The following is a 24224-nucleotide window of genomic DNA, read 5'->3' on the forward strand; positions in this document are numbered from 1 at the left end:
TCTTAACCCTCTTGTCCAATATGAAGCGGAACCTCCGTGGCATCTCCCCATAATCGTTCTAAATTATAGTAGCCACGCTCATCTTTATGGAACACATGGCAGACAATATCGCCGAGATCAATCAGTATCCAGCGCGCCTGCTCAAACCCTTCCATCCGGTTAACTTCAATATTTTGTTCATCCATTGCATCCTTAATCCCCCGTGCAATCGCCTGTACTTGGCGCTCTGTGTTTCCGTGGCAAATAAGGAAATAATCAGCGACTAATGATACTTGATTCATATCTAGCGCTATAATATTTTCTGCTCGCTTATCATCGCAAGCTTCCGCGACCATCTGCACGATTTCTTTCAAATCCATTCCATAATCCCTCCGTTTGAATTATTCTCGTTAAATCATTATATGCGTGAAACGAATCCGGGTGGATTGTCACTCTCTTCTCGATCAGATAATTTAACGTATTTCTTGCTACAAACCAACATGCATAATTTAAATTTTGTTCACTTGCTGCGCGAACTTCCTCAATGCCTGGTATATCTCTTCCAGGCTCAATATAATCTGCCAGATAAACAATTTTTTCCATGTTCGTCATTCCAGCTCGTCCTGTTGTATGGTGCCGAATGGCTCCGAGAATATCAGGATCCTTGATGCTGTACTTCTTTTCCATTACGTGCGACGCAACTGGGCCATGCCACAGCTCCGAGTGGTAAGTTAATAAATCAGCAGTTAAATGATGATGGATAATATAAGTTTTCAAATCTTCCACAGGCCAATTTTTAGCGTAATCATGGAGCGCTGCCGCAAGCTTAGCCTTTTCGGTGGATTCCTTAAACCGTTCGGCTAATGCTTCACTCGTTTCAATCACACGTAACGTATGTTCAAATCTTGAAGTCTTTAATTCGTGTTTAACTAATTCAATTGCTTCCTTTATCTCCATATAACCGTTCTCCTCTAATATACGCATATACACGCTCTGGTACGAGATAATTCACAGAACGATTATTCTGCAGCCGTTTCCGAATCTCTGTTGAAGAGATATCAATCAACGGAATATTTACAGTAAATATATCATATTCGGTTTCCAGTTCATAACCGGAACGTTTCACACCAACAAATGGCACAAGTTTAACAAGTTCATCTATATCTTGCCATTTCGGGAGGTATTCCACCATATCAGCTCCGATAATAAAATAAAATTCGTGATTCGGATGCAAGGTGGCTAATTCCTTCATCGTATCAATGGTGTATGATTTACCCGATCGTTTAATTTCAATTGTATTTATTTTAAAATGCGGATTCGTTTCGATTGCTAGTTCAGTCATCCGAATACGGTCATCTACTCCCGTTTTTGCACTATCTTTATGAGGAGGCGTATAGGTTGGAATAAACCATACCTCATCCAATTCAAGTGCTAGCCGCACCTCTTCCGCTATGATTAAATGGCCCAAATGCGGTGGATCGAATGTTCCTCCTAGAATACCTATCCTTTTCATTTTACAATTCATCCTTTTAAGGCAGCTTGATTTGTTTATTTTCTGTTGATTCTTTATAAAGGATAATATTATTGCCAATGATTTGCACGAGTTCTGCATCAGCACCTTGAACTAATTTATCCGCAACTGTTGTTTTGTCCTCAAGACAATTTTGCAGTACACTGACCTTAATCAACTCTCTTTTTTCTAAAACGTCTATAATCTGTTCAATCATATTATCATTTACCCCAGTTTTACCAACTTGGAAAATTGGTTTTAAATGATGGGCTTCCGCGCGTAAAAATCTTTTTTGTTTTCCTGTTAACATATTATCTTCCTTCCAATACAGCTAATAATTCGTGTTCCATTTCTATTACCTCTGGACGTTTTCCTGTCCAAATTTCAAACGCATATTGTGCCTGATAGAGCAGCATCGTATGACCTAAAAGTATCCTTGCTCCAAGTCGCTCTGCATCTTGCAGAATTTGGGTTTTAATCGGTTGATAAACGATATCACTCATAATGGCGCCTGATTTCAACTGTTTTAATTGGACAATCGGCTTTAAATCCACACTTTTCATCCCCATTGATGTCGTTTGGATTATTAAATCGTATTCTTTCAATACCTTGCTAGCTTCTTCGATTGTAAAAATATTTGTCTTACTTTTATCTTTACCCAACTTTGCAATATCTTCCGCTTTTTCCTTCGTCCGATTTGCAATATCAATCTGAGTAACCCCAAATTTCGTCAGGGCATAATAGATACCCCGGGAAGCTCCACCTGCACCGAGAATCATGACTTTCCTATCCAATTGTTCAAAAAAGGTAGGATAAGCACTCTCAAGGGACCGCACATAACCTATCCCGTCTGTATTATAACCGATCCACCTTTCATCCACACGTACGACCGTGTTCACTGCCTGCATTTCTTTTGCAATATCATCCAACTCATCCAGAAAAGGAATGATTTTCTCTTTATATGGTACTGTTACATTAAAACCGTCTAATTCTTTTTCTTTTAATTCCATTACCTTCTGTTCAAAATCATCTTCTGGAGTAATTTCGAATAGACGGTATTCCCCCTGTAACTGCGCTTTCTGTAATAATCGTTCATGTATCCAAGGTGATAAGGAATGCTGAATTGGATACCCGATTAGCCCTAACTTGTACAATGATCCTTCCCCCTATATTAATGAATTTCTAACACCTGCGGAAACTCCCTTCGGACTATGAACAACAACTGTAGTCTCTTCCCCGTTCACTGTTACCCAACCAAGTCCAGGAAATACAATATCCTTTTTACCCCCTGAAATTTTAAAAGAATGCTCCGTAAACGAAGGTAAGAGTTCGATACTCTCCTCTGTTGGTGGCGATAATAAACCGCCGAGATGTGATTCATATAATTCATCGGCTTTTTCTAACTTTGTCCGGTGAATCTCCAGCTCATTTGCGAAATAACAAATAAAAGCTTGCCTCTCTCCTTTTACAAAATCAAGTCTTGCCAAACCGCCAAAGAACAACGTTTGTCCAGCGTTTAACTGAAAACCCCGCGACTTAATTTCTTTTCTCGGTGTAACAACCTTTAAATCTTCTGGTGCAAGATAATGCGCTATCTGTTGTTTATTCACAATACCAGGTGTATCAATCAACGAAGCTGTATCGTCTAACGGAATTTGAATAAATCCTAACGTCGTTCCCGGAAAATAAGATGTCGTTATTACATCTTTATGACCTGTTGACTGTTTAATGAGCGTATTGATGAATGTTGATTTCCCGACATTCGTCGTCCCGACCACATAGACATCTTCACCATTCCGTTCGTATTCAATTGCTTCCTTCAATTCGTCAATTCCTGTCCCTTTAACAGAAGAAATTAAAAATACATCCCGAACTTTAATTCCGGCATCCTTTGCTTCCTTCTTCAACCATTGGATAAGTTTATTCGGATTTGTTGATTTAGGCAGTAAATCCAATTTATTGCCTACTAGTATAATTGGATTGTTACCGGTAATCCTTGGCAAGCTCTCAATGAGGCTGCCATGCACATCAAATATATCAATCATGTGAACGATTAGTCCTTCCGACTCTCGAATAGAGCTGACCATTTTTAAAAAGTCGTCATCTGTCATCGGTACATCTTGCGTCTCATTATAATGCTTCAACCGGAAGCAGCGCTGGCATAATACTACATCTTTTTCTAGAGCAGCCGCGGGAGCATAACCGATTTTTTCTTTATCCTCTGTTTGAATTTGCGCCCCGCAACCTTCACAATAAATTTTTTTCACTTATTCGTCCTCCCAGCTGATTTTTCCTTTAGAACGGAAATAGTTTAATATCATTCTTTCAATTCTCCGATTAAATTGTGTGATTTTCGCATCAGACTGGACAATCGGAACGACTAACATCGTATAAAAACCAGCTGAATTCCCGCCGAGTACATCTGTTAATAGCTGGTCACCAATCACAACGATTTCTTCTTTTTTAAGATTCATTTCCCTTGCGACCCTGTTAAAAGCTTTCCGTAACGGTTTCCTTGCACTGTAAACATATGGAGTACCGAGCGGATCAGAAAATGCTTTGACCCGGTCGAGATTATTATTAGATAAAATTGTAACTTTAATATCATGTTCTTTCATTTGTTCAAACCATTTCACGACCTCAGGAGTTGCATCTCTTACATCCCATGCAACCAATGTGTTATCAAGGTCCGTAATGATTCCTTTGATTCCTCGAGTTTTTAACTTTTCCGGTTGGATATCAAAGATACTTTTTACATGTTCATTCGGTAAAAACCTATTAAGCACCGCTTACACCTCATTATTCATCTTTCCATAGTTTTATCCCGGTGGAACCATCCGTAAAACTCTCACCTCAAAACTTTAGGGTCTTCGAGAAAGTTTAGGTGGGAGATAACGGACGCTATCACCCTGATTCGTTCAACTAACAATCAGTGGGGAATGAAGAAAAACACCTACTGATTGAAGTTTCACTTTATCTTACCCTATAATAGCGTAATTAGGGTGAAAGATAAACTAACTACTGGTGTAAACTTCTATTTCATTCCAATTACTCCCCCTACGCTCGACTAATTGCTCGAATCTGTGATACGATTTTTATAATTACCTAAACCTTCATACCGGAAACTTAAAGCAAACTAACCGAACAAATAATTGCTTTCATAACAGCGTAAGTGATTTGCGCATTCCCTAGACTGGAGCTCTAATCGCCGTTCAGTTGCCCGGTGTCTGGACTGCGGGCCCCCAGGAGAAAGTTTCGGGATTTGGCACACTTACGCTGGATGAAAGCAATTCGTAGCTTGTGATAGTGTTGTGGCTTGTTGGTTCAGGCTGTGTGGGTTGCGTGATAAACAAAACTTATCCATTATCAAGCTAAAGGAACTCTGTTTTTCAAGGCGGAGCTTTTGGATCAGATAAAATATCTAACACCGCAATATTAATTTTTGAAAATCAGTAATTAGTCAGTATGCCAGATAAACCCGGCTCAAAGTTGCGCCGGGTCTGTTTTTTTATGAGAAAAATAGAATTATATTCATTTCCACAGCATTTTATACCTGTATTTTACCGATTTATTTAAAAAATCGTTCGACATAAACTGACAATTTAAAAATTGGGGATAACCTTATTCACTAAAAAAATCCCTTTACCACAACATCTTTATCAATAAATAACGAATTATGCACAAGTTATCTACATTTCCCTGTAGATAACTTGTGTCTTGTCCTCGTTTTTGAAACATGGTAAATTATTAGTTGAACATTCTCATGACGATAATTTTGGGGGATTGTAATATGGAAAATTTATCCGATGAATTGCTTGTAGAATCATATATAAAAGCACGTAAGTTGAATCTTAGTCAAGATTTTCTGTCACTGATCAAGAAAGAAATTGATAAGAGAAGTCTTACCAACAAGATTAAACAACAACGTTAATAGAAAAAAAACCATCTAATCCACCCCTGTTTTGTCGATTTTTTCCTAAATCATGAAAACTTTAATGGACATACACTATTTACCCCTGCAAGACATACATTTTAACTATAGGCTACCGCCTAATTGGAAGTGAAGACATTATTGTGGGGGTGTATGTCCTTGTCTGGAATTTTATCTGTTCTTGCCGTGATTATGAAAGAAGCAATGTTTTTCGTTTCTTATATAAAGAACCATGCCTTTCCGCAACCGCTTTCCTCTAAAGAGGAAAAGGAATATATTAAAGCAATGCTTGAAGGAGATGGTGAAGCGAGAAACAAATTGATTGAACACAATCTGCGTTTAGTTGCCCATATTGTTAAAAAGTTCGATAATACCGGCGAAGACACGGAAGATTTAATTTCGATTGGAACAATAGGTCTCATTAAAGGTGTAGAAAGTTTTTCAGTGGATAAAGGTACAAAATTAGCAACGTATGCTGCACGGTGTATTGAAAATGAAATCCTTATGCATCTTCGCGCTTTGAAAAAAGTAAAAAAAGACGTCTCTCTTCACGATCCCATTGGCCAGGATAAAGAAGGCAATGAAATCAGCCTCATTGATATTTTAGAAGCTGAAAATGAAAATATTATCGAATATATCCAATTGAACATGGAAATCGATAAGATGCAGAACTTTTTCCAAGTTCTCGATGAACGAGAGAGAGAGGTAATCATCTATCGTTACGGATTACATGATAAAAATGAAATGACCCAGCGGGAAATCGCAAAAAAATTAAACATATCAAGAAGCTACGTTTCCCGCATTGAGAAACGTGCTTTGATGAAAGTTTTTCATGAATATTACCGACAAGAAAGAAGTAAACAAAGAGAGGAATAAAATAATAAAGACAGAGAGATTCCCGCTTCACTGAGAATTCCTCTGTCTTTTTATTTATTATCTTTATATCGTCTTGACAACCCTCATAATTAGCTCAGAAGCGTTCTTTGCTGCTGTTTTAAGAAAGGCATCAAAGGAAACGGACGAATCCTTTCCAGCGATGTCGGAGAGCGCCCGAATAACGACAAATGGAACTTCATATTGCGCACATACTTGGGCAATGGCAGCTGCCTCCATTTCTGACGCAATCATTTCTGGAAAATTGGAGCGGGCTGTATTTACTTTACCTTCATCTTCCATAAATGAATCGCCTGTCGCAATTAGGCCGATTTCAAAATTTATTCCTAATCCTTTTACAGTATCTGCTGTTAGATGTACAAGACGTTCATCCGCTTGGAATGTAGCGGGCAGTCCCGGTACTTGTCCATAAGAATAGTCAAACGCTGTCACATCCACATCATGGTGCACGACTTCATTAGAAATCACAAGGTCTCCTACTTGGAGATTATCTGAAAAGCCCCCGGCAGAACCGGTATTAATAATAAAATCTGGATGGAAACGTTCCATCATAATTGTTGTTCCCATTGCTGCATTAACTTTTCCAATTCCAGATTTCAATAACACAATTTCTTTTCCCAATAATTCCCCTTGGATGAAACGGCAGCCAGCAACTGTGATCTCTATCCGATCATCCATGTTTCCCAGTAAATAAGCTATTTCTTCATCCATTGCTCCAATGATTCCAATCATATTGTTACCTCCAGCTTTTTGTTCAAGTTTCTTTTATTTCCATCCTTACTGCTTTAATGTTTCTAGTTTCGTTGGTTGCCAGCCTTCCCCATCAACCCAAGACATGAATACACGATAATTTTCCGTTTGAGCACGATTGGAAACAGTAGCAACCACTTTCTGATGCCCGCCATTCCCAATCCAAATTTCAATTAATTCATCTTCTGGTATACCTGTTACCATGGATGCTGCTCGTTTAATCTCAATTCGATCTTGGGATCCATCCTCATATTTAGTCGTATGCGGACCAGTTTGCTCTGTACCAATTGGTGACCAGTTACCCATAATCGCTTCCTCGACATCGTCATCTGATGGTTCTGTTTCGACTGTCTCAATTTCGTCATTTTCATTATTTTCTTCCGCTTCTTCACTAGCTGGCTCATCTTCTTCACGGTTGTTATCTTCCGAGTCGGCACCACTTTCATCATTTTCTTCTTGTTCATCAACTGTTTCATTATCTGTACTATTTTCGTTATCATCTTCTTCCGTTTCCAGGAAGAAAGAATCTGCTTCACTTGTAGATGTGTCACGATCATCAGCTGCCTCATCGTTACCGCCAAATATCCAGAAGCCGATTAAAAACACCGCCAAGACGGCCGCTAGAGCAAGAAAATAATTAATGAATTTTGTATTTCTTCTGCGTTTTTCAAACTTGTTCATTCGAGAATTATTGTTTGTCATCTTGATTTTACCTCCTCGTTCCCATTTATCTCGGTGCAATCGTCCGTAAAACTCCCTTTCCACAACTTCAAAACGTACCAAAGAGTTTAGGAGTAAGATAACGGAAGATGACACCTAAGGCTCATTCAACTAACAATCAGCTCGGATAAAGGCTGACTAAGAAGCATTCGTCTTCGCAATATCAGCAGTCGTACAGCTTGTCTGTCGGACACCTCACTAATTGAAGTTTCACTTTATAGTATCATACCATAAGATTTATTGAGAGAAAATAAGTTGGATATCCCAGTTATATTGTTTCGTTTTAAAATGTAAAAAGCAGCAGAGTCTTCCCCCGCTGCTTTTTTAATATTATATTAAGTTAATGAATTTCATAATACGTATTTAATGCTTCACCATCACCATATGTAGTTGGTTCGTTCCCAACTACATATGGTGGAAAAGCCGACTTTGGTAATGATGAAATTCATTCAAGTATTCCGTTATTCGACTTTTGTAATTCGAACTTGGAAATCTCCACCTGGGGTTGTTACAGTAACCTCTGTACCAACTTCCTGACCGAGCAAACTTTTTGCAATTGGAGAGTCATTGGAAATTTTTCCTTCAAATGGATCAGCTTCTGCACTGCCAACAATTGTATATGTTTCCTCATCCCCATCCGGCAGTTCTTGGAATGTAACAGACTTTCCTAAAGAGACAATATTTGAGTTTGTATCATTATTTTCAATGATGACCGCATTGCGGATCATTTTTTCAACTTGTGTAATTCGTTGTTCGACAAAAGCTTGTTCTTCTTTTGCAGCATCATACTCCGAGTTCTCGGACAAGTCGCCAAAATCACGAGCTACCTTAATTCTTTCAACGACTTCTTGTCTTCTATCCGTTTTTAAAAAATGTAATTCTTTCTCTAACTTTTCTTTCCCCTCAGCAGTCATATAATAACTTTTCTCTATAGACATGTAAAACACTCCTTTTTATTTTTCCACTATCATCAAGTATAAATCCTTCACTTGCATTTAAATGTATGCGCTTTGATCGCATTTATGAGATGGATGAGAATATGCTATTCACCATCATCGCAGACTTCTTCTAATTTATCAATATATTTTTACATTGAAATTAATTTTTGTGTGACAAAATTGTTTCGATTTTAGATGCCATGATATCAATTGCTACACGATTTTGTCCACCTTCTGGAATAATAATATCCGCATAGCGCTTCGTCGGTTCGATGAATTGCTGATGGGATGGCCGTACATTGTTCAAGTATTGATCGATAACCGAATCAAGACTCCGGCCTCTTTCTTTGATATCCCGCATTAGCCGACGAATTATCCTTAAATCAGCGTCCGTATCGACAAAGACTTTAATGTCCATCAAATTACGAAGTTCAGCTTCTTCCAGAATAAGAATCCCTTCCACGATAATAACGTCTTTCGGTTCCACATGTATCACTTGATCAGATCGAGTGTGCAATTTATAATCATAAACTGGCTTCTCGATTGTTTTCTTTTCCGTCAAATCTTTGACATGCTGAATCAGTAAATCATTATCGAATGCTAAAGGGTGATCGTAATTTGTGTTCAATCTCTCTTCGAATGATAAGTGTGCTTGATTTTTATAGTAATAATCTTGTTCAAGTACAAGAATCGATTTATCGGTGAAGCGATCATAGATTGCTCTTGTTACAGATGTTTTTCCGCTGCCGCTTCCTCCTGCAACACCGATGACCATTGGTTTATCCAACATTCCTTTAAGCCGCCTTTCAATCTTTTTTATAACTCATCATCACACCGTCTCCAATTGGCAAGATCGATGTGATATAGTCTGGATGCGTACTTAGGAATTGATTATAGTCACGGATTTTCTTTACCATATTCCGGTACCTTTTCGGTGCTGCTTCCTCGTCTTTTACATAGCCTCGAAATAAAACATTATCCGTAACGAGCCAGCCGCCTTTGTGAAGAAGAGGATGAGCAAGATCAAAGAAATTACGGTACTTGCCTTTTGCTGCATCGATGAAAATGAAATCAAATAATTCCTTATTCGATTGCAGCTCTTCTAATACCTCAAGTGCTTCACCTAATCGGACATCCACCTGTTCTGCTTTCTTGCATTCTTTAATAAATTGAATGGCTTCCTTGTAACGCTGTTCATCTTTTTCAATCGTTATTATTTCAGCGTCCGGACTTGCTTCAAGCATTCGGAGAGCCGAATAGCCGATTGCTGTTCCTACTTCCAGAATTCTTTTCGGCTGATGAACGATAATTTGCTTACAAACATAATCAATTGCCGTACTCTCCATAATTGGCACATTGTGCAAATGTGCATATCGTTCGAGCTTTTCAACCTGCTCTGTTACAGGGGTGGTCAGCTCTTTTAAATAGGACTGAATATCCTCATTCATCATTTTTCTACCTCTTTTTTTACTGATAAGTTGTCCCTCGTGAAAAGTAGAAATGTGAATAATGATATTCATATTTCTACCTTCAAGTCTGTGTTCAAAAGGAGGATAAAAAGAACCGAGGTCTGCTAAATAAGCAACGTCCTGTTACAACGCCGACACTAGCACATCCTGTGCGTCGAAATTCGAGGCGGCGAAAGATCCCGGCACCGGAATGTACGTTAGTAGGTACATGAGGAGCGGAAAAGCGAGCCAACGAGCTTCCACAGGAAGTGGTGAGTACTACGTTGTCCACAGGACGTGGATGGTCTTAGTAGAACCTCCCTTTCACGAAGTGTCATTTTTACCGGACTTTTGCACAACCTCTTCAATTCATATATTCATCAACGTTTTGATTATGCTCATCCAAAGTCTCTGCAAAGTGAATATTTCCCTCTTTGTCATGCAGGAAATAATAATAATCACTTTCTACTGGGTTCAGTACCGCCTCCAATGAACTCTGGGCAAAATTACTGATTGGTCCAACTGGAAGCCCGTCCACATAATACGTATTATAGGGTGATTCAATTTCTAAATCTTCATATAGTACACGGTCTTTATGCTCTCCATGCGCATAAAGTACGGTCGGATCTGTTTGCAGCGGCATATCTGCTTCTAAACGATTATAAAATACACCTGCTATTTCGTTACGCTGGTCCAAATGTCCGGTTTCTTTTTCAATAATGGATGCAAATGTAATAGCTTCATGTATCGTCATATCGAGTTCTTCGATTTGCTCAAAGTGTTGGGATATGACCGTCTGGGTATGATCAAGCATCATTTCGACAATTGTCTCAATCGAGGGGTCCTCTTCATAAAAATCATACGTGATGGCAAATAAGTAACCTTCCAAAGGATAACGTATCTCTTCATTTAATATAGCTTCTGAAAGGATAAGCGGGTATTCCTCGATTAACTGTTCGATATAAGCTTCATCATTCACAGTCTCCATAAATTCTTCGCTTGTGAATGAAAATTGATTTGCATAGATTTCGGCTATCTGTTCGAGTGATAGTCCTTCTGGAATCGTTACCCGATGCGCAGTTTCCAGTACAATTTTTCCACTTTTTAAAGATTCAATGATTTCATCCATGGACATCGATGGACTAAATGTATATTCGCCAGCCTGAAATTCTGACTCATTATTCAATTTTATGTAGAAACGGAAAATAAGACCATTTTTAATAATGCCATTTTCTTCTAATATCGTTGCTATTGTTGAACTCGTTGAACCAATCGGAATTTCAACAGCTATTTGTTCATCACTGTTCTCTTCGACCGGCTGTAGAGCTGATTTCACATAATAAAAACCGGCAAGCCCGCCTATAAATAATATCAAAATTAGTAGCAGTACAACAATAAACACAATCTTACGGACCGTGCGCGCTTCTTCTCCGCGAGCATTACGGTTTTCCTTGAAGCGTTTGGTGAATTTACCTTTGCCCATGTGTTCCTCTCCCTCTTATTCGATATATTATACTATATTATGTAAAATAATAAAGTATAAAGTGAGCATTCATTCCGGACTGGCTTTATAACCAATTATCTGGTGATAAGCTTCACTTATTACAGGGAAAAGCTGATGTCTCCTGGAGACATCAGCTTTGATAAGAGATTTAATTTTCGTCTTCTTCCTCTGCCAATGTTGCGAGCATCTCTTCAACAATTTCCCATTCTTCATCCGATTCAATCGGAAATAGGGAGAGATCTTCCTCATCATTTTCTTTTTCTTCGTAACGGAAAGCATATACCTCCACTTCATCGTCATCTGCTTGCTCAACAGGAACGACTGCAATGTAAGATTGATCTGTATCATCTACATCGAATGTGAATAATACTTCGAATAAATGTTCCTCTCCGTTATCATCCGGGATAATAATTCGCTCTTTTTCTTCTAAGCTCATGAGGTCACCTCTTTTATTTTTGATCCAGATAGCCTTGTAAAATAATAACAGCAGCCATCTTATCAATCACTTTCTTTCGTTTTTTTCTGCTCATATCTGCTTCTAATAAAATCCGTTCCGCAGCGGCAGTTGTTAAGCGTTCGTCCCAAAGAACATAAGGCAATTGGAATTTTTTTTCAAAATGTGCGGCGAAACGCTGGGAAGCTTCCCCCCGTTCACCGATTGTACCATTCATGTTCTTCGGTAAACCAATGATAGCTTTCCCTATATCGTGTTCGTCTATAATTTTTTTTAATTCATCATCTGCAGAATGGAGATCTGACTCATTCCAATGAATCGTTGTTATCCCTTGTGCTGTCCAGCCAAGTACGTCACTGACAGCAACACCGATTGTTTTTGATCCTACATCCAGTCCAATAATTTTCATTTAGTTATTTTGATTTTCCTTTAAATAATATTTTACTAATTCTTCAATCACTTCATCACGTTCCACTTTACGGATTAGATTTCTCGCATCTTTATGCCTTGGGATATAAGCAGGGTCACCGGATAATAAATAACCTACAATCTGATTAATCGGATTGTATCCTTTTTCCTGTAATGCTTCATGCACGGTAAAAAGGATTGTTTTTATATCGCGATCAAACGGCTCCTCTGAAAAATTAAACTTCATTGTCTTATCAATTGAACTCATTGTGACACCTCATTCCAAGTATTCGCGCACTCTCCATCTATATAGAATCATTATAACCTTTTCAATGAATTGTTACAAATTACTTACTGATTGATTGCTTTCTTTACAAAAGCTTGTGCGGATAGAAGAGCATCTTGAATCTTGGACGGCTCACTCCCCCCTGCCTGGGCCATGTCCGGACGCCCTCCTCCTCCGCCGCCGCATATTGTAGCAGCTTCTTTTATTAATTTACCTGCATGTATACCTTTTTCGACAAGATCTTTGGAAACTCCTGCTGCAAGCTGAACTTTTCCATTATTTTCTGTCGCAAGTAAAATAACTGCGGAATCAAGTTTTTGTTTCAAATCATCTACCATATTACGAAGTTGATTCATATCCTTTACATTAACATGTTCTGCAAGCACAGGGATGCCAGCCACATCTTCCACTTGCTCTAATATAGAAGAAGCCTCTACGTTTGCGATTTTCATGCTAAGAGATTCGTTTTCTTTTTGCAAGTCCCGTACTTCTTGTTGTAATAATTGTACTTTTTCTGTTATTTGCTGATCATCATTTGCTTTTACGAGACTGAATACTTGTTTTAAGATTTTCATTTTCCCGTTTAAAAATTCATAGGCTTTCTTGCTTGTGACAGCTTCAATCCTTCTTGTACCTGCGCCGATTCCACCTTCTGATACGAGTTTAAACAATCCAATTTCGGAAGTGTTGCGGACGTGGCAACCACCACATAATTCGACACTGTAATCACCGATTTGCACGACCCGAACAATATCACCATATTTCTCACCAAATAATGCCATTGCCCCTGTTTCCTTCGCTTTGTCGAACTCCTGGTAGTCAATGGCCAGGTCAATCGATTCCCAAATCTTCTCGTTCACAATCGCTTCGATATTCTGGAGTTCCTCTTCAGTAAGTGCAGAGAAGTGCGTGAAGTCAAATCGTAAACGATCTGGTGTAACAAGTGAACCTGCTTGATTAACATGTTTACCAAGTACATCCTTCAGTGCCTGGTGCAGAATGTGGGTTGCTGTATGGTTTTTAATAACTGCATTACGGAAAGCATTTTCGACAATTGCTTGAACTTCCTCCCCTTTATGGAACTCTCCGCTTTTCACTGTCACTTTATGGACATGCAAGCCTTGTGGTGATTTTTGCACGTCTTCCACATAAGCGGTGGCATGTTCCGTGTAAATCCAGCCTGTATCGGCTATTTGTCCGCCGCTTTCAGCGTAAAAGGGTGTTTCTTTTAAGAAAAGGAATATTTCATCGTTTTCCTTTGCCACTGGCTTTTCCTCACCTGCATGAAGAAGGGCTGTAATAGTTGTCGTTGTTTCCAATGTGTCGTAACCGATAAACCGATCTTCCAAATCAAGTTCGCTTAATGTCGTATCTTGCACCTGCATGGAATCGACTTTTTGCCTTGCATTCCTTGCCCGTTCTTTCTGTTTCTCCATTTCAACTTCGAATCCTTGTTCATCAATGGTAAATCCATGTTCTTCCACATATTCAGCTGTGAGTTCTTTTGGAAATCCATACGTATCATATAATTTAAATACTGCTTCTCCAGGAAATACTTTATTTCCAGCTTCTTCTTCCCGTTTAATAATTAAAGTTAATATTTCCAATCCGTCGTTCAGTGTTTCGTGGAAACGCTCTTCTTCAGAACGGATAATTTTGGCGACATGTTCTTTCTGTTCTGCTACTTGCGGGTAAAAGTCTTTCATAATTCCTCCGACAATATCGACCAATTCATATAAAAATGGTTTGTCGAGACCTATATCCTTGGAAAAACGGATTGCTCTACGAATCAGTCTTCTTAAAACATAACCACGGCCTTCATTGGATGGAAGCGCACCGTCAGCAATCGCAAAGCTAACCGTCCGGATATGGTCCGCAATTACTTTAAATGCAATCGTCTGTTTATCATCTGCACCATATTTCACTTGGGCTATTTGCTCTGTCTTTTCTATTATCGGCATAAATAGATCCGTTTCAAAGTTTGTCGGCACATTCTGAATAATAGACATGAGACGTTCAAGTCCCATCCCGGTATCAATATTTTTCTTCGGCAGCGGCGTGTACGTATCGTCCGCATTATGATTGAATTGAGAGAATACCAAGTTCCAAATTTCAAGATAACGGGCGTTTTCTCCTCCCGGAAATAGTTCCGGATCATTTGGGTCATTCCCGTACTGTTCGCCACGATCGTAAAAGATTTCCGTATTCGGTCCACTTGGGCCTTCACCGATATCCCAGAAGTTTTCCTCGAGCCGGATAATCCGTTCCTGTGGTAATTTAATTTCTTTTAACCAAATATCATAAGCTTCATCATCTTCCGGATGGACCGTAACCGATAGCACCTCCGGATTGAATCCGAGCCATTTATCGCTCGTTAAAAACTCCCAAGCCCAATGGATGGCTTGCTTTTTGAAATAATCACCGATGGAAAAATTACCGAGCATTTCAAAGAACGTATGATGCCTAGCGGTATAGCCGACATTTTCAATATCATTTGTCCGGATCGCTTTCTGTGCGTTTACAATCCGCGGATTATCCGGAATAACCCTACCGTCAAAGTATTTCTTTAACGTAGCGACCCCACTGTTGATCCATAAAAGGCTCGGGTCGTCTTTCGGAACGAGTGACGCGCTTGGCTCAACTTTATGGTCTTTCTCTTTAAAAAAATCGAGAAATAGTTGTCTTACTTCAGCTGAATTTAATTTTTTCATTTTTATCCTCCTCGGTTAGGTGGGACAGTTGCTCTGACCCCTTGTCCCAGTTTTTTTCAACTCACTGTCGTCGCCTGAGTTTCCTTTATCTCCATTCCGGTAAAAAGGAGGTTCGATTAAGTTCGCCCCTTCCTGGGGCAACATCGAACTACCTCCTATCCTGGGAGACACAGTTTGTACGTTGCTGCGACTACTGGATGTGCTAGTACAGGCGTTGCGAAGACGATTGTGTACTTAGCCTGTAAGGGCGCTTCCGCCTTTGTTCATACAAAAAAATCTCCTCTCTGCTGATGCAGGGACGAGATTGTTCGCGGTACCACCCTAGTTGTGAATAGTCTTCTATTCACCTCTTGTGCATGTTAACGGTTTGATACCGACGGGGATTAGCCGTACTCTAGTGTAGCATTCCATGATTCGATGTGAGGATTTTCTCAGCTTTAAAATCCCTTTCTGTCACACGAGCTTCATGTACTCGGCACTTTCAACATTTTTAATTATTCATCTAGCGTTAGTATAGATAAATATTCCCTGCTTGTCAATTAGTTATCAGTGGATAATAGATATGGCAAGTGTTTGACAATTACTTTTAAAATAGCTGCTACTGGAACAGCGATGATCATTCCAATGATCCCGAATAATTGTCCGCCTAACAATAATGCAAAAATAATCATTACCGGATGAATCCGTATATTCTTACCCATAATAAATGGTGAAAGGAAATTCCCTTCTATTATCTGAACGATGAATAGCACAATGACTACATAGAGTGCATGTAATGGAGATATTGTATAAGCAATCATCACTGCTGGCACTGCACCAATAATTGGACCGAAATAAGGAATAATATTCGTTAAGCCAATCAAAATAGCGAGTAAGAGTGCATAAGGAACTTGTAAAAACTTGAAAGCTAAAAGCGTCATGAGGGCGACAATCGAGCTGACAAAAAATAATCCTCTTAAATACCCACCTAGACTTTTATCGATTGCAAGTACCATTCTCTTCACTCTTGTGTGCAGCCTGACTGGGATAAACCTTTTTATCAAATGTTTCATTCCTTGATAGTCCTTTATGTAATAAAAGACGAGCACAGGAATAACTGTAACTATAAGAATCATATCAAAGAAATGGGTGAATCCATTGACTAGGCGTGACACGAGCTGATCCAGCGTATCTTCCAAGCGGATAATCAATTCATCAATTCTGTCGTGAAAGGTCTCCGGCAGAAATGAAGTATAGCTGTAAATGTAGTTAATCGATGATTCATACATATTTACAAACTGTGGGATGTTTTCAATCAAATCATTCATTTGCTGGATAACGAGCGGATAGACACGGTAAAGTAAAAAGGCAGCTCCACCGAAAAAAAGGATATAAATAATCAGAACGGCGAGTCCTTTATGAATCTGTTGCCTGTCCAGAAAATTAATAATCGGGTACAATAAATAAGCGATGAATCCTGCGATAATAAATGGCAAAAAAAGCTGCCATAAAAAGGAAAAAACCTCCTTAAAGTAAGGATAGGTTATCCATAATAAAAATAAAAAGACTAAAGCAAGGATTCCGAGTAAAAGTATATATAATAGTTTCTTTCCATTCCACCTCTCAAGCAACTGCAACACCTCGTGTTATATTTGCATTTCTTATGACAGTAGCTTATCTTCCGCAACCGTTCTCTCTTCCTCTGAAAACAAGTCATTCAGCGGACTTAAACTGCCATCTGCTTCGATTTGGTGAATATGGAATTTATCCTTTTTAACTGCTAACTCCAAATAACAAGACCAGCAATAATACAATTGGACTCCTATTTTTCCAAGATTTTTCCCTTTACAATTTGGACACTGCATCATGTGATCATCTCCTGGCTATAATTTCTATTTATAGCCTAGCCGAAAGAGAAAACGAATATACTTCCATTTACATAAAATCATAGGGATTCAGTTCTTTTTCTTCAGCCGAGATTGAAATCGGTAATTCTTGTACTTCTTCTATTCTGCTCTCCAGCCGCTCAATTAGAGAGGTGTAGCGCTGATTCGTGTCCATCGTCGTAACGCCACGCAAGAAAGCAGACATATCTCCGCATATAATAAGAGATTCTTTACTTCTCGTTATAGCTGTATATAATAAGTTCTTCCGAAGCATCCGGTAGTACGAAGGTATGACCGGTAATAGAATGATTGGAAATTCACTTCCCTGGGATTTATGAATGGAGATACAATAAGCGTGCATGAAATTCCCGAAATCCTGCCGCTCATATACAATTTCCTTTTCCTCAAAAGCGATAACGATTTGTTCTTTCTTCTCTTTATTTTCTTTAGCGAAAAAGATGGCGACAATTTCCCCGATATCTCCATTAAACACCCCGTCTTCCGGCTGGTTGACTAATTGAATCACCCTGTCGCCGACCCGGTAATTCACGTCCATCACTTTCATTTCACGTGTTTTATCTGTTTTCGGGTTTAATAGTTGTTGGATTTCTTCATTAATCCGATTAATTCCTGCTTCTGTTTTGTAAATTGGAGCAAGAACTTGAATATCATTTGTATCGATTCCTTTTTCGATCGCATGTTTAAATATAATCGTGATCGCTTCAACAATTTGCCGGTTATTTGCTGGGATAAAACTGAAATCATTCGCTTTTTGCAGTGACGCCTCTGTTATCTCGTTATTTTTAATTTCATGAGCGAGTTCAATGATTTTAGAACCTTCTTTTTGGCGGTATACTTCATACAGCCTCACGATAGGCATTTTACCGCTTGAAAGTAAATCGGATAGTACTTGACCAGGTCCGACAGATGGCAGCTGGTCTTCATCTCCAACTAATAATACTTGCATATCATCCGGGATTGCTTTAAACAAATGATTAGCAAGCCAAATGTCGACCATTGAAAATTCATCGACAATCAGAAATTTTCCTGACAAACGTTCCTGTTCATTTTTTTCGAAACCGTCATTTCCATTCCAACCAAGCAACCGGTGAATGGTTGAAGCAGGTAGTCCAGTCGATTCACTTAATCGCTTAGCAGCCCGACCTGTTGGAGCTGTGAGCACGAAAGGAAATTCCGACTTTTTTTCATAATCATCAACATCAAGGGAGTGATCATGGATTGTTGCGTAAGCCTTCACGATTCCTTTTATTACGGTTGTTTTTCCTGTACCTGGTCCACCGGTAAGAATCATCACTCTGGATTGTAATGCTTTTTCAATTGCATCAAATTGTTCTTTCCCATAGCTCAGTATTTCTTCTTCTTCAATTTCTCCCGTTATCTTCATTAACTCTGCTAATGTTGTCTCGTTTTCAATTTCTTTACTCATCACTCTGCTAATGTGCGATGCAAAACCATCTTCTGCATAATACAGTGAAGGCAAATATATATTTCCTTCATTTATAATCACTTTCTTTTGCGTATTCAATTCTTCCAATCGATCTTGAATGATTTGTTCTGTTAATTCAAATCCCAGTACTTGAATCATTTCCTGTACGCACTGGTCATATGGTAAATAGACATGGCCGTCTTGCATACTTTTTTGTAAAACAAAAATACAGCCTGCACCAATCCGGTTTGGATGATCGGGTGATAAGCCGTTCATCCTTGCAATCCGGTCAGCGGACTGAAAACCAAAGCCTTCGATATCAAAAACGAATTGATACGGATCTTCATATAACTTATGTACAGCTTCCTCTTTATATTGCTGATAAATTCGCTGCGCCATTTTAAGAGTGATTTGGTAGCTTGAAAGGGTGATTGCAATCCGTTCAAAGCCTTGATGTTCTTCCAAACTCTTATGTAATTGTTCTCTTGTTTGTTTTTTAAGACCCGGAATTCCGTCCAGGCATTCCGGGTTTTCTAAAATATGGGAGATGGCGTTCATTCCTAATTTATCAACGATGCGAGTAGCTGTTTTTTCACCAATCGCATAAAACAAATCACTGGACAAATAGGAAATCAAGCCTTCCTTCGTATCTGGGATATAGGTTTGATAGGATTCAACGCGGTACTGGATTCCGAACTTTTGGTGATGTTCGAAGACGCCGTAGAAATAATAGGAATGCTCTTCTGTCAGCTGAGAGAAATAACCTTTAGCAACAATCTCTCTCTCTTCATATTCTTCGTTCGTATCCTCTATTTTAACTTTTATGATTGCAAAATTCTCATCTTCATTTTGAAAAATCGTATAAAGAAGGGTGCCGCGAATATATCCTTTTTCATTTCGTTGCTTATCTTCCATACTTAAACACGCTCGTTTCGTTCTTTATTGACTCAACTTTCGCAGCCTGAAACAGTTAACTAGGCCTGAACCACTCAAGAAACCCGAAATCCACTGACCCATAACCCGCATATTCCTTTCATTCAGCGTAAGTGATTTGCGCATTCTCTAGACTGGAGTTATAATTTCCGTTCAGTTTCCCGGTGGACGGATGCGCATCCTTAGGCACTGCTAGAGCTCCTCGGGCTGAGCACTAAGGGGTCTCCAGACTCGTGCTGTTCCCGCATGAGTCACCGTCCACCGGGCAACTGAACTGGTAGAGATGATTATTTTAAATATAAATTATTCCGTCACGATAAGGATTATACTTTTCCAGTACACTAAACAGTGATCCTAATATGGTCTTTCCTGGTAGCAGTCCAGACACCTCGAGACTCCTGCGGGGGGATAGGCCTGGCGAGACCCCGCAGCGCGATAGCGCGAGGAGGCTTGCCGGCCGCTCAGCAGGTGCGAGAGGTGTCTGGACTGCGGACCTTCAGAAGAGAGTTTCGGTTTCGGACACTTACGCTGAATGAAAACTGTAGTTTATCTATCTGTTAAAATCACGTCTAACCCTCTTCTTCTCCGACTATTGGGGCTTGTTAGAATTGAACTGCTTTGCTTTGTTTTTTTTAGGAAAAATGTTGATTATTGATTTTCCAAAAACTGTTCCACTTGTTTCTTTCCGTTTGCGGCTAAATAATGGTCCGGTTGTTCTTTCAGGGCTTGACTGAAATGTTTGAGGGCTTGTTCGGCATCCTCGTTGAAGACGGCGATGACACCTAAATTGTAATGGGCATCACTATGAGTCTCGTCCATTTCAATCACTTCTTGGAAGACTGTCTTCGCCTCATCGACAAGTTCCGCTTGGGCAAGTGAAAGTCCATATTGGAAACGATAATTGATTTCACCCCCTGCCAGTTCCGTTGCTCGCAATAAATAAGGTAAAGCTAATTTAAATTGTTCCTGGTACTGTAAAGAAAGGCCCAGTAAGTAATATAAATGAGCATCCTCGAGCCCTTTATCCAGAGCTTGCTCAAAATAGCCGTTCGCTTTTTTGAATTGTTCTTGTTCAAAATATAGATTGCCAAGTCCATAATAAGCAGTGGCAGCTGTGTCATCCAAATTGATCGCTTTTAAAAAGAATCGCTCCGCCCGTTCCGCTTCTTGGAGCTCTACTAAAAGATTCCCAAAATTAATATAGCCTAGTGGGTCGCTTGGATTCTCCTCAATCAATTCATTAAATAACTTAGCCGCTTCTTCATATTTTCCTTCCTGCATCATCTGGATTGCTTCTCTATTCTTATCCATGAATAATCCCCTAACTCAACCTACATAATCAAGATGTTGTTCGTTTTTAATTACTTTATCAATCGTGCCGCCACCTAGGCAAACTTCGCCATCATAGAATACGACAGCCTGTCCTGGAGTGATTGCCCGCTGTGGTTCAGCAAATTCGACATGGACATTTCCATCCTCTAGTACAGTGACTTTAACTTTACTGTCTTTTTGACGATATCTGAACTTGGCAGTACATGTAAATGTGTCTTGAACCTCTTCCGGGTTGATCCAATTCAGATCCGTTGCGATTAATGAATCGGAATATAAATAATCATTTCCGTAGCTTTGCTCTACATATAAAATGTTTTCTTCCAAATTCTTGCCGACAACAAACCATGGTTCACCCGGTCCGCCAATGCCAAGTCCCTGACGCTGTCCAATTGTATAGTACATTAATCCATCATGAGCACCCATCACTTCACCAGTAAGAGTCTGCATTTCACCTGGTTGTGCTGGCAAATATTCACTTAAAAACTCTTTGAAATTCCGCTCTCCGATAAAGCAAATCCCTGTAGAATCCTTCTTCGTAGCTGTTGCGAGATTATGTTTTAGAGCAATTTCACGCACTTGCGGCTTCTGCAAATGCCCTAATGGGAACATGACTTTTGCTAAGACGTCACCGGAAAGCTGGTTCAAAAAATACGTTTGATCTTTATTTTCATCTACTCCGCGCAGCAATTCAACTTTCCCGTCACCTTGCCTTACTTGAGCGTAATGGCCAGTTGCAAGATAATCTGCACCTAGAGACACAGCATGATCAAGGAATGCTTTGAATTTAATTTCCTTATTGCAGATGACGTCTGGGTTCGGAGTACGTCCCGCTTTATATTCATCAAGGAAATAGGTGAATACTTTATCCCAATATTCCTTTTCAAAATTTACTGAGTAATAAGGGATATCCAGTTGATTACATACGCGGACAACATCATCGAAATCTTCCGTTGCTGTACAGACACCAAACTCATCGGTATCATCCCAGTTTTTCATGAAGATGCCGACAACGTCATAGCCTTGCTCTTTCAAAAGCAAAGCGGCGACTGATGAATCGACCCCTCCACTCATTCCAATTACAACTCGTGTATTTTTATTTTCATTCATTTTAATCACTTTCCTTATTTTGTTAACCGTTTAATAATTTTTGCTACCCGTTTTGCCGCTTCAATTATATTTTCATCTGTATTGGCACTGCCGAAACTGAAACGGATGGAGTTTGTTGTGCAAGGATTACTGTCACCGAACATTGCACTCAATACGTGGGAAGGTTCGACGCTTCCGGCTGTGCAAGCACTTCCGCTTGAGGCGGCAATTCCTTCTAAATCTAAATTTGTCAACACTTGTTCCACGTTTGTACCAGGGAAACTAATATTGACAATCGTATTGATTGCATGTTCCTGGTCTCCGTTCAAGGAGAATTCAACTCCTTCACGCTTAAGCTGTTCAATAAATAGTTCTTTATACCGCTTGTAGGCAAGATTTCTTGCTTCTCGTTCTGCGGTGATCAGTTGAACGGCTTCTTTAAAACCAACGATGGCAGCGACGTTTTCTGTACCTGCACGGCGTTTTCTTTCCTGTTCCCCACCGAACGCCAAGTTTTGCATCACGACGGATTCGCGTGTATAGAGAAAACCAATCCCTTTCGGCCCATTAATTTTATGTGCGGAGGTGGTTAATAAATCAACACCTAATTCATCCACATTAAGTTCTAATAAACCATAAGCCTGAACAGCATCCGTATGGAAATAAGCCTGATGTTCTTTTAACACCTCACCAATTTCCTTAATTGGCTGAATCACTCCCGTTTCATTATTTACAAACATAATGGAAATAAGAATCGTATCTTCTCGTAATGCTGCTTCAACTGCTCTAGGAGAAATACGGCCAGATTCATCAGTCGGTAAATAGGTTATCTCAAACCCGAGGGTTTCCAAATATTCTGCTGTATGGAGAACGGCATGATGTTCTTGCGCTGTTGTTATAATATGGTTTCCCTTTTCCCTATTCGCAAGGGCTGTTCCAATCAACGCCAGATTATCTGCTTCTGTGCCACCGCTTGTAAAGTAAATTTCCTTTTCATTGGCACCGATACTAGAAGCGATGAGTCGTCTTGCTTCATCTAATTGTTTCCTTGCTTTTCTTCCCTGCGAGTGAACGCTTGAAGGGTTGCCATAAACTTCCTGAAAAATGACGGTCATTGCTTCTGCAACTTTCTGATCCATTGGGGTAGTTGCGGCATGGTCTAAATAGATTACTTCCATGATGTGAATTCCTTTCTTGTCAGATGTAGAACATATAGGCTTCTTCTTTATTATTATCACTGGAATCGACTAAATCCTTAAGTGTTGTATGGTCTAACACTCCGCGGATTGCATCGCGGATTCTAATCCATAATGCTTGTTGGGCAGGTTTCTCTTCTTCTAATCCTTCAACTAGTGTGATCGGTCCCTCGAGTACCCGTATCACATCTCCTGCAGTAATTTCTGTCGGTTCCTTTGCAAGTTTGTAGCCTCCATAGGCTCCTCTTACACTTCTAACTAATCCTGCGTTCCGAAGAGGTGCAGCCAGCTGCTCCAAATAATGCTCGGATAAATTATTTTCCTGAGCGATTGATTTTAATGATTTAGGACCTTCCCCGTATTCCTTTGCAAGCTCTATCATTATCGTTAGTCCATATCTTCCTTTTGTTGTTACTTTCATTTTACATTGCACCTCTTTATAATTAAATCACTACTATACGGAATATATTTTCCATTGTCTATCAATTAGCTTCTGATCATTCAGTTGTATTATTCTATTTGCTATTATAACATGAACCGTCTCTCTCTTGCATTTCTCTAATTTCAAGTCTAAGCTTTATATATAACTCAACCTCCACACCTACAAATAGGTAAGCAAATTATCCCTATCAAGCGCCCAGTGTCTTTATTATTTATTACTTTCATTCAGGCGTAAATGCAACTTCCACTCCCTTCTGGAGGTCCGCAGTCCAGACACCTCTCGCTTTCCGTGGGCGGCTGGTGAGCCTCCTCGGGCTGGCGCCCTGCGGGGTCTCACATAGGCCTGTCCTCCCACAGGAGTCTCGAGGTGTCTGGACTGCTACGAGGAAAT

Annotated in this window: 27 protein-coding genes and 1 other annotated feature; of the genes, 2 read left to right on the top strand and 25 right to left on the bottom strand. The window is 39.6% G+C overall.

Annotation, left to right across the window (positions count from 1 at the left end):
* Positions 1-2: 2 nt before the first annotated feature.
* From rsfS to LZD48_RS01565, 7 genes are read right to left on the bottom strand one after another with little or no spacing between them, the layout of a single operon-like run.
* On the bottom strand, positions 3-359 hold the full coding sequence (gene rsfS, locus LZD48_RS01535; protein WP_235760962.1) for a ribosome silencing factor: 357 nt from the start codon (positions 357-359) through the stop codon (positions 3-5).
* Positions 313-936, bottom strand: a complete 624-nt coding sequence (yqeK, locus tag LZD48_RS01540) for a bis(5'-nucleosyl)-tetraphosphatase (symmetrical) YqeK (RefSeq protein ID WP_235760963.1) — start codon at positions 934-936, stop codon at positions 313-315. The genes rsfS and yqeK overlap by 47 nt, the downstream gene beginning before the upstream one ends.
* On the bottom strand, positions 914-1492 hold the full coding sequence (locus LZD48_RS01545; RefSeq protein WP_235760964.1) for a nicotinate-nucleotide adenylyltransferase: 579 nt from the start codon (positions 1490-1492) through the stop codon (positions 914-916). The genes yqeK and LZD48_RS01545 overlap by 23 nt, the downstream gene beginning before the upstream one ends.
* Before the next feature lie 16 nt (positions 1493-1508).
* On the bottom strand, positions 1509-1799 hold the full coding sequence (gene yhbY / locus LZD48_RS01550; RefSeq protein ID WP_235760965.1) for a ribosome assembly RNA-binding protein YhbY: 291 nt from the start codon (positions 1797-1799) through the stop codon (positions 1509-1511).
* A 1-nt stretch (position 1800) separates the two neighbouring features.
* Positions 1801-2643 carry a shikimate dehydrogenase gene (aroE, locus tag LZD48_RS01555; protein ID WP_235760966.1) on the bottom strand — a complete coding sequence of 281 codons (843 nt, stop codon included), beginning with the start codon at positions 2641-2643 and terminating at the stop codon, positions 1801-1803.
* Between the two features lie 12 nt (positions 2644-2655).
* Complete coding sequence (gene yqeH, locus LZD48_RS01560; RefSeq protein WP_235760967.1) at positions 2656-3756, bottom strand: ribosome biogenesis GTPase YqeH; 1101 nt, start codon at positions 3754-3756, stop codon at positions 2656-2658.
* Positions 3757-4275: a YqeG family HAD IIIA-type phosphatase gene (locus LZD48_RS01565; RefSeq protein ID WP_235760968.1), complete on the bottom strand. Its 519-nt coding sequence runs from the start codon at positions 4273-4275 to the stop codon at positions 3757-3759. It lies immediately after the preceding gene.
* Positions 4276-5279: 1004 nt separating this feature from the next.
* Between LZD48_RS01565 and LZD48_RS01570 the strand changes: the two genes are divergently transcribed.
* Both LZD48_RS01570 and sigK read left to right on the top strand, forming a co-directional pair.
* On the top strand, positions 5280-5420 hold the full coding sequence (locus LZD48_RS01570; protein ID WP_235760969.1) for a sporulation histidine kinase inhibitor Sda: 141 nt from the start codon (positions 5280-5282) through the stop codon (positions 5418-5420).
* Between the two features lie 159 nt (positions 5421-5579).
* Positions 5580-6296 (top strand): RNA polymerase sporulation sigma factor SigK, encoded by a 717-nt coding sequence (gene sigK / locus LZD48_RS01575; protein ID WP_235760970.1) that lies wholly within the window; start codon positions 5580-5582, stop codon positions 6294-6296.
* Between the two features lie 63 nt (positions 6297-6359).
* Here sigK and mtnN read toward each other — a convergent pair whose 3' ends face one another.
* The 18 genes from mtnN to cymR form a co-directional block, all read right to left on the bottom strand.
* Positions 6360-7046, bottom strand: a complete 687-nt coding sequence (gene mtnN, locus LZD48_RS01580; protein WP_235760971.1) for a 5'-methylthioadenosine/S-adenosylhomocysteine nucleosidase — start codon at positions 7044-7046, stop codon at positions 6360-6362.
* Positions 7047-7091: 45 nt separating this feature from the next.
* Positions 7092-7766: a YrrS family protein gene (locus LZD48_RS01585; RefSeq protein WP_235760972.1), complete on the bottom strand. Its 675-nt coding sequence runs from the start codon at positions 7764-7766 to the stop codon at positions 7092-7094.
* A 479-nt stretch (positions 7767-8245) separates the two neighbouring features.
* The gene (gene greA / locus LZD48_RS01590) at positions 8246-8722 is read right to left on the bottom strand and encodes a transcription elongation factor GreA (protein WP_235760973.1); all 477 of its coding nucleotides are present in this window, start codon (positions 8720-8722) and stop codon (positions 8246-8248) included.
* Between the two features lie 160 nt (positions 8723-8882).
* A complete protein-coding gene (gene udk, locus LZD48_RS01595; RefSeq protein WP_235760974.1) occupies positions 8883-9512 on the bottom strand; it encodes a uridine kinase in 630 nt (209 codons plus the stop codon).
* Positions 9513-9528: 16 nt separating this feature from the next.
* Positions 9529-10173: an O-methyltransferase gene (locus tag LZD48_RS01600; protein WP_235760975.1), complete on the bottom strand. Its 645-nt coding sequence runs from the start codon at positions 10171-10173 to the stop codon at positions 9529-9531.
* A gap of 361 nt (positions 10174-10534) precedes the next feature.
* Positions 10535-11653 carry an endolytic transglycosylase MltG gene (gene mltG / locus LZD48_RS01605; protein WP_235760976.1) on the bottom strand — a complete coding sequence of 373 codons (1119 nt, stop codon included), beginning with the start codon at positions 11651-11653 and terminating at the stop codon, positions 10535-10537.
* Positions 11654-11822: 169 nt separating this feature from the next.
* Complete coding sequence (locus LZD48_RS01610; protein ID WP_235760977.1) at positions 11823-12110, bottom strand: DUF1292 domain-containing protein; 288 nt, start codon at positions 12108-12110, stop codon at positions 11823-11825.
* Positions 12111-12123: 13 nt separating this feature from the next.
* On the bottom strand, positions 12124-12537 hold the full coding sequence (gene ruvX, locus LZD48_RS01615) for a Holliday junction resolvase RuvX (protein ID WP_235760978.1): 414 nt from the start codon (positions 12535-12537) through the stop codon (positions 12124-12126).
* Complete coding sequence (locus tag LZD48_RS01620) at positions 12538-12804, bottom strand: IreB family regulatory phosphoprotein (protein WP_235760979.1); 267 nt, start codon at positions 12802-12804, stop codon at positions 12538-12540. It abuts the gene before it with no gap.
* A gap of 83 nt (positions 12805-12887) precedes the next feature.
* Entirely contained in the window at positions 12888-15533 is a 2646-nt protein-coding gene (gene alaS, locus LZD48_RS01625; RefSeq protein WP_235760980.1) for an alanine--tRNA ligase, read from the bottom strand.
* A 15-nt stretch (positions 15534-15548) separates the two neighbouring features.
* Positions 15549-15677, bottom strand: a complete 129-nt coding sequence (locus LZD48_RS18680) for a hypothetical protein (RefSeq protein WP_255770270.1) — start codon at positions 15675-15677, stop codon at positions 15549-15551.
* Positions 15678-15824: 147 nt separating this feature from the next.
* Positions 15825-16027, bottom strand: a binding site (T-box leader).
* Positions 16028-16072: 45 nt separating this feature from the next.
* A complete protein-coding gene (locus tag LZD48_RS01630; protein ID WP_235760981.1) occupies positions 16073-17143 on the bottom strand; it encodes an AI-2E family transporter in 1071 nt (356 codons plus the stop codon).
* A gap of 30 nt (positions 17144-17173) precedes the next feature.
* A complete protein-coding gene (locus LZD48_RS01635) occupies positions 17174-17380 on the bottom strand; it encodes a YrzR-like zinc ribbon domain (protein WP_235760982.1) in 207 nt (68 codons plus the stop codon).
* A gap of 67 nt (positions 17381-17447) precedes the next feature.
* The gene (gene recD2 / locus LZD48_RS01640; protein WP_235760983.1) at positions 17448-19760 is read right to left on the bottom strand and encodes an SF1B family DNA helicase RecD2; all 2313 of its coding nucleotides are present in this window, start codon (positions 19758-19760) and stop codon (positions 17448-17450) included.
* A gap of 666 nt (positions 19761-20426) precedes the next feature.
* Positions 20427-21089 (bottom strand): tetratricopeptide repeat protein, encoded by a 663-nt coding sequence (locus LZD48_RS01645; RefSeq protein WP_235760984.1) that lies wholly within the window; start codon positions 21087-21089, stop codon positions 20427-20429.
* Positions 21090-21104: 15 nt separating this feature from the next.
* Positions 21105-22217 carry a tRNA 2-thiouridine(34) synthase MnmA gene (mnmA, locus tag LZD48_RS01650; RefSeq protein ID WP_235760985.1) on the bottom strand — a complete coding sequence of 371 codons (1113 nt, stop codon included), beginning with the start codon at positions 22215-22217 and terminating at the stop codon, positions 21105-21107.
* A 14-nt stretch (positions 22218-22231) separates the two neighbouring features.
* The gene (locus LZD48_RS01655; RefSeq protein WP_235760986.1) at positions 22232-23374 is read right to left on the bottom strand and encodes a cysteine desulfurase family protein; all 1143 of its coding nucleotides are present in this window, start codon (positions 23372-23374) and stop codon (positions 22232-22234) included.
* Between the two features lie 19 nt (positions 23375-23393).
* Positions 23394-23813, bottom strand: coding sequence for a cysteine metabolism transcriptional regulator CymR (cymR, locus tag LZD48_RS01660; protein WP_235760987.1), 420 nt, complete (start codon positions 23811-23813; stop codon positions 23394-23396).
* Positions 23814-24224 lie beyond the last annotated feature (411 nt).

It is taken from the genome of Oceanobacillus alkalisoli (assembly GCF_021556485.1).
In the GTDB taxonomy this organism is placed as follows: domain Bacteria; phylum Bacillota; class Bacilli; order Bacillales; family Amphibacillaceae; genus Oceanobacillus; species Oceanobacillus alkalisoli.

What these genes read in the sequence shown, in the direction of transcription:
- mtnN (WP_235760971.1), bottom strand. Translation starts at nt 7,046, where the DNA reads ATGATTGGAATCATTGGAGCAATGGATGAAGAAATAGCTTATTTACTG.
- rsfS (WP_235760962.1), bottom strand. Translation starts at nt 359, where the DNA reads ATGGATTTGAAAGAAATCGTGCAGATGGTCGCGGAAGCTTGCGATGAT.
- LZD48_RS01585 (WP_235760972.1), bottom strand. Translation starts at nt 7,766, where the DNA reads ATGACAAACAATAATTCTCGAATGAACAAGTTTGAAAAACGCAGAAGA.
- yhbY (WP_235760965.1), bottom strand. Translation starts at nt 1,799, where the DNA reads ATGTTAACAGGAAAACAAAAAAGATTTTTACGCGCGGAAGCCCATCAT.
- LZD48_RS01635 (WP_235760982.1), bottom strand. Translation starts at nt 17,380, where the DNA reads ATGATGCAGTGTCCAAATTGTAAAGGGAAAAATCTTGGAAAAATAGGA.
- LZD48_RS01620 (WP_235760979.1), bottom strand. Translation starts at nt 12,804, where the DNA reads ATGAGTTCAATTGATAAGACAATGAAGTTTAATTTTTCAGAGGAGCCG.
- LZD48_RS01600 (WP_235760975.1), bottom strand. Translation starts at nt 10,173, where the DNA reads ATGATGAATGAGGATATTCAGTCCTATTTAAAAGAGCTGACCACCCCT.
- LZD48_RS01570 (WP_235760969.1), top strand. Translation starts at nt 5,280, where the DNA reads ATGGAAAATTTATCCGATGAATTGCTTGTAGAATCATATATAAAAGCA.
- recD2 (WP_235760983.1), bottom strand. Translation starts at nt 19,760, where the DNA reads ATGGAAGATAAGCAACGAAATGAAAAAGGATATATTCGCGGCACCCTT.
- mltG (WP_235760976.1), bottom strand. Translation starts at nt 11,653, where the DNA reads ATGGGCAAAGGTAAATTCACCAAACGCTTCAAGGAAAACCGTAATGCT.
- mnmA (WP_235760985.1), bottom strand. Translation starts at nt 22,217, where the DNA reads ATGAATGAAAATAAAAATACACGAGTTGTAATTGGAATGAGTGGAGGG.
- LZD48_RS01645 (WP_235760984.1), bottom strand. Translation starts at nt 21,089, where the DNA reads ATGGATAAGAATAGAGAAGCAATCCAGATGATGCAGGAAGGAAAATAT.
- greA (WP_235760973.1), bottom strand. Translation starts at nt 8,722, where the DNA reads ATGTCTATAGAGAAAAGTTATTATATGACTGCTGAGGGGAAAGAAAAG.
- yqeK (WP_235760963.1), bottom strand. Translation starts at nt 936, where the DNA reads ATGGAGATAAAGGAAGCAATTGAATTAGTTAAACACGAATTAAAGACT.
- LZD48_RS01655 (WP_235760986.1), bottom strand. Translation starts at nt 23,374, where the DNA reads ATGGAAGTAATCTATTTAGACCATGCCGCAACTACCCCAATGGATCAG.
- udk (WP_235760974.1), bottom strand. Translation starts at nt 9,512, where the DNA reads ATGTTGGATAAACCAATGGTCATCGGTGTTGCAGGAGGAAGCGGCAGC.
- alaS (WP_235760980.1), bottom strand. Translation starts at nt 15,533, where the DNA reads ATGAAAAAATTAAATTCAGCTGAAGTAAGACAACTATTTCTCGATTTT.
- LZD48_RS01610 (WP_235760977.1), bottom strand. Translation starts at nt 12,110, where the DNA reads ATGAGCTTAGAAGAAAAAGAGCGAATTATTATCCCGGATGATAACGGA.
- LZD48_RS18680 (WP_255770270.1), bottom strand. Translation starts at nt 15,677, where the DNA reads ATGTTGCCCCAGGAAGGGGCGAACTTAATCGAACCTCCTTTTTACCGG.
- LZD48_RS01545 (WP_235760964.1), bottom strand. Translation starts at nt 1,492, where the DNA reads ATGAAAAGGATAGGTATTCTAGGAGGAACATTCGATCCACCGCATTTG.
- ruvX (WP_235760978.1), bottom strand. Translation starts at nt 12,537, where the DNA reads ATGAAAATTATTGGACTGGATGTAGGATCAAAAACAATCGGTGTTGCT.
- cymR (WP_235760987.1), bottom strand. Translation starts at nt 23,813, where the DNA reads ATGAAAGTAACAACAAAAGGAAGATATGGACTAACGATAATGATAGAG.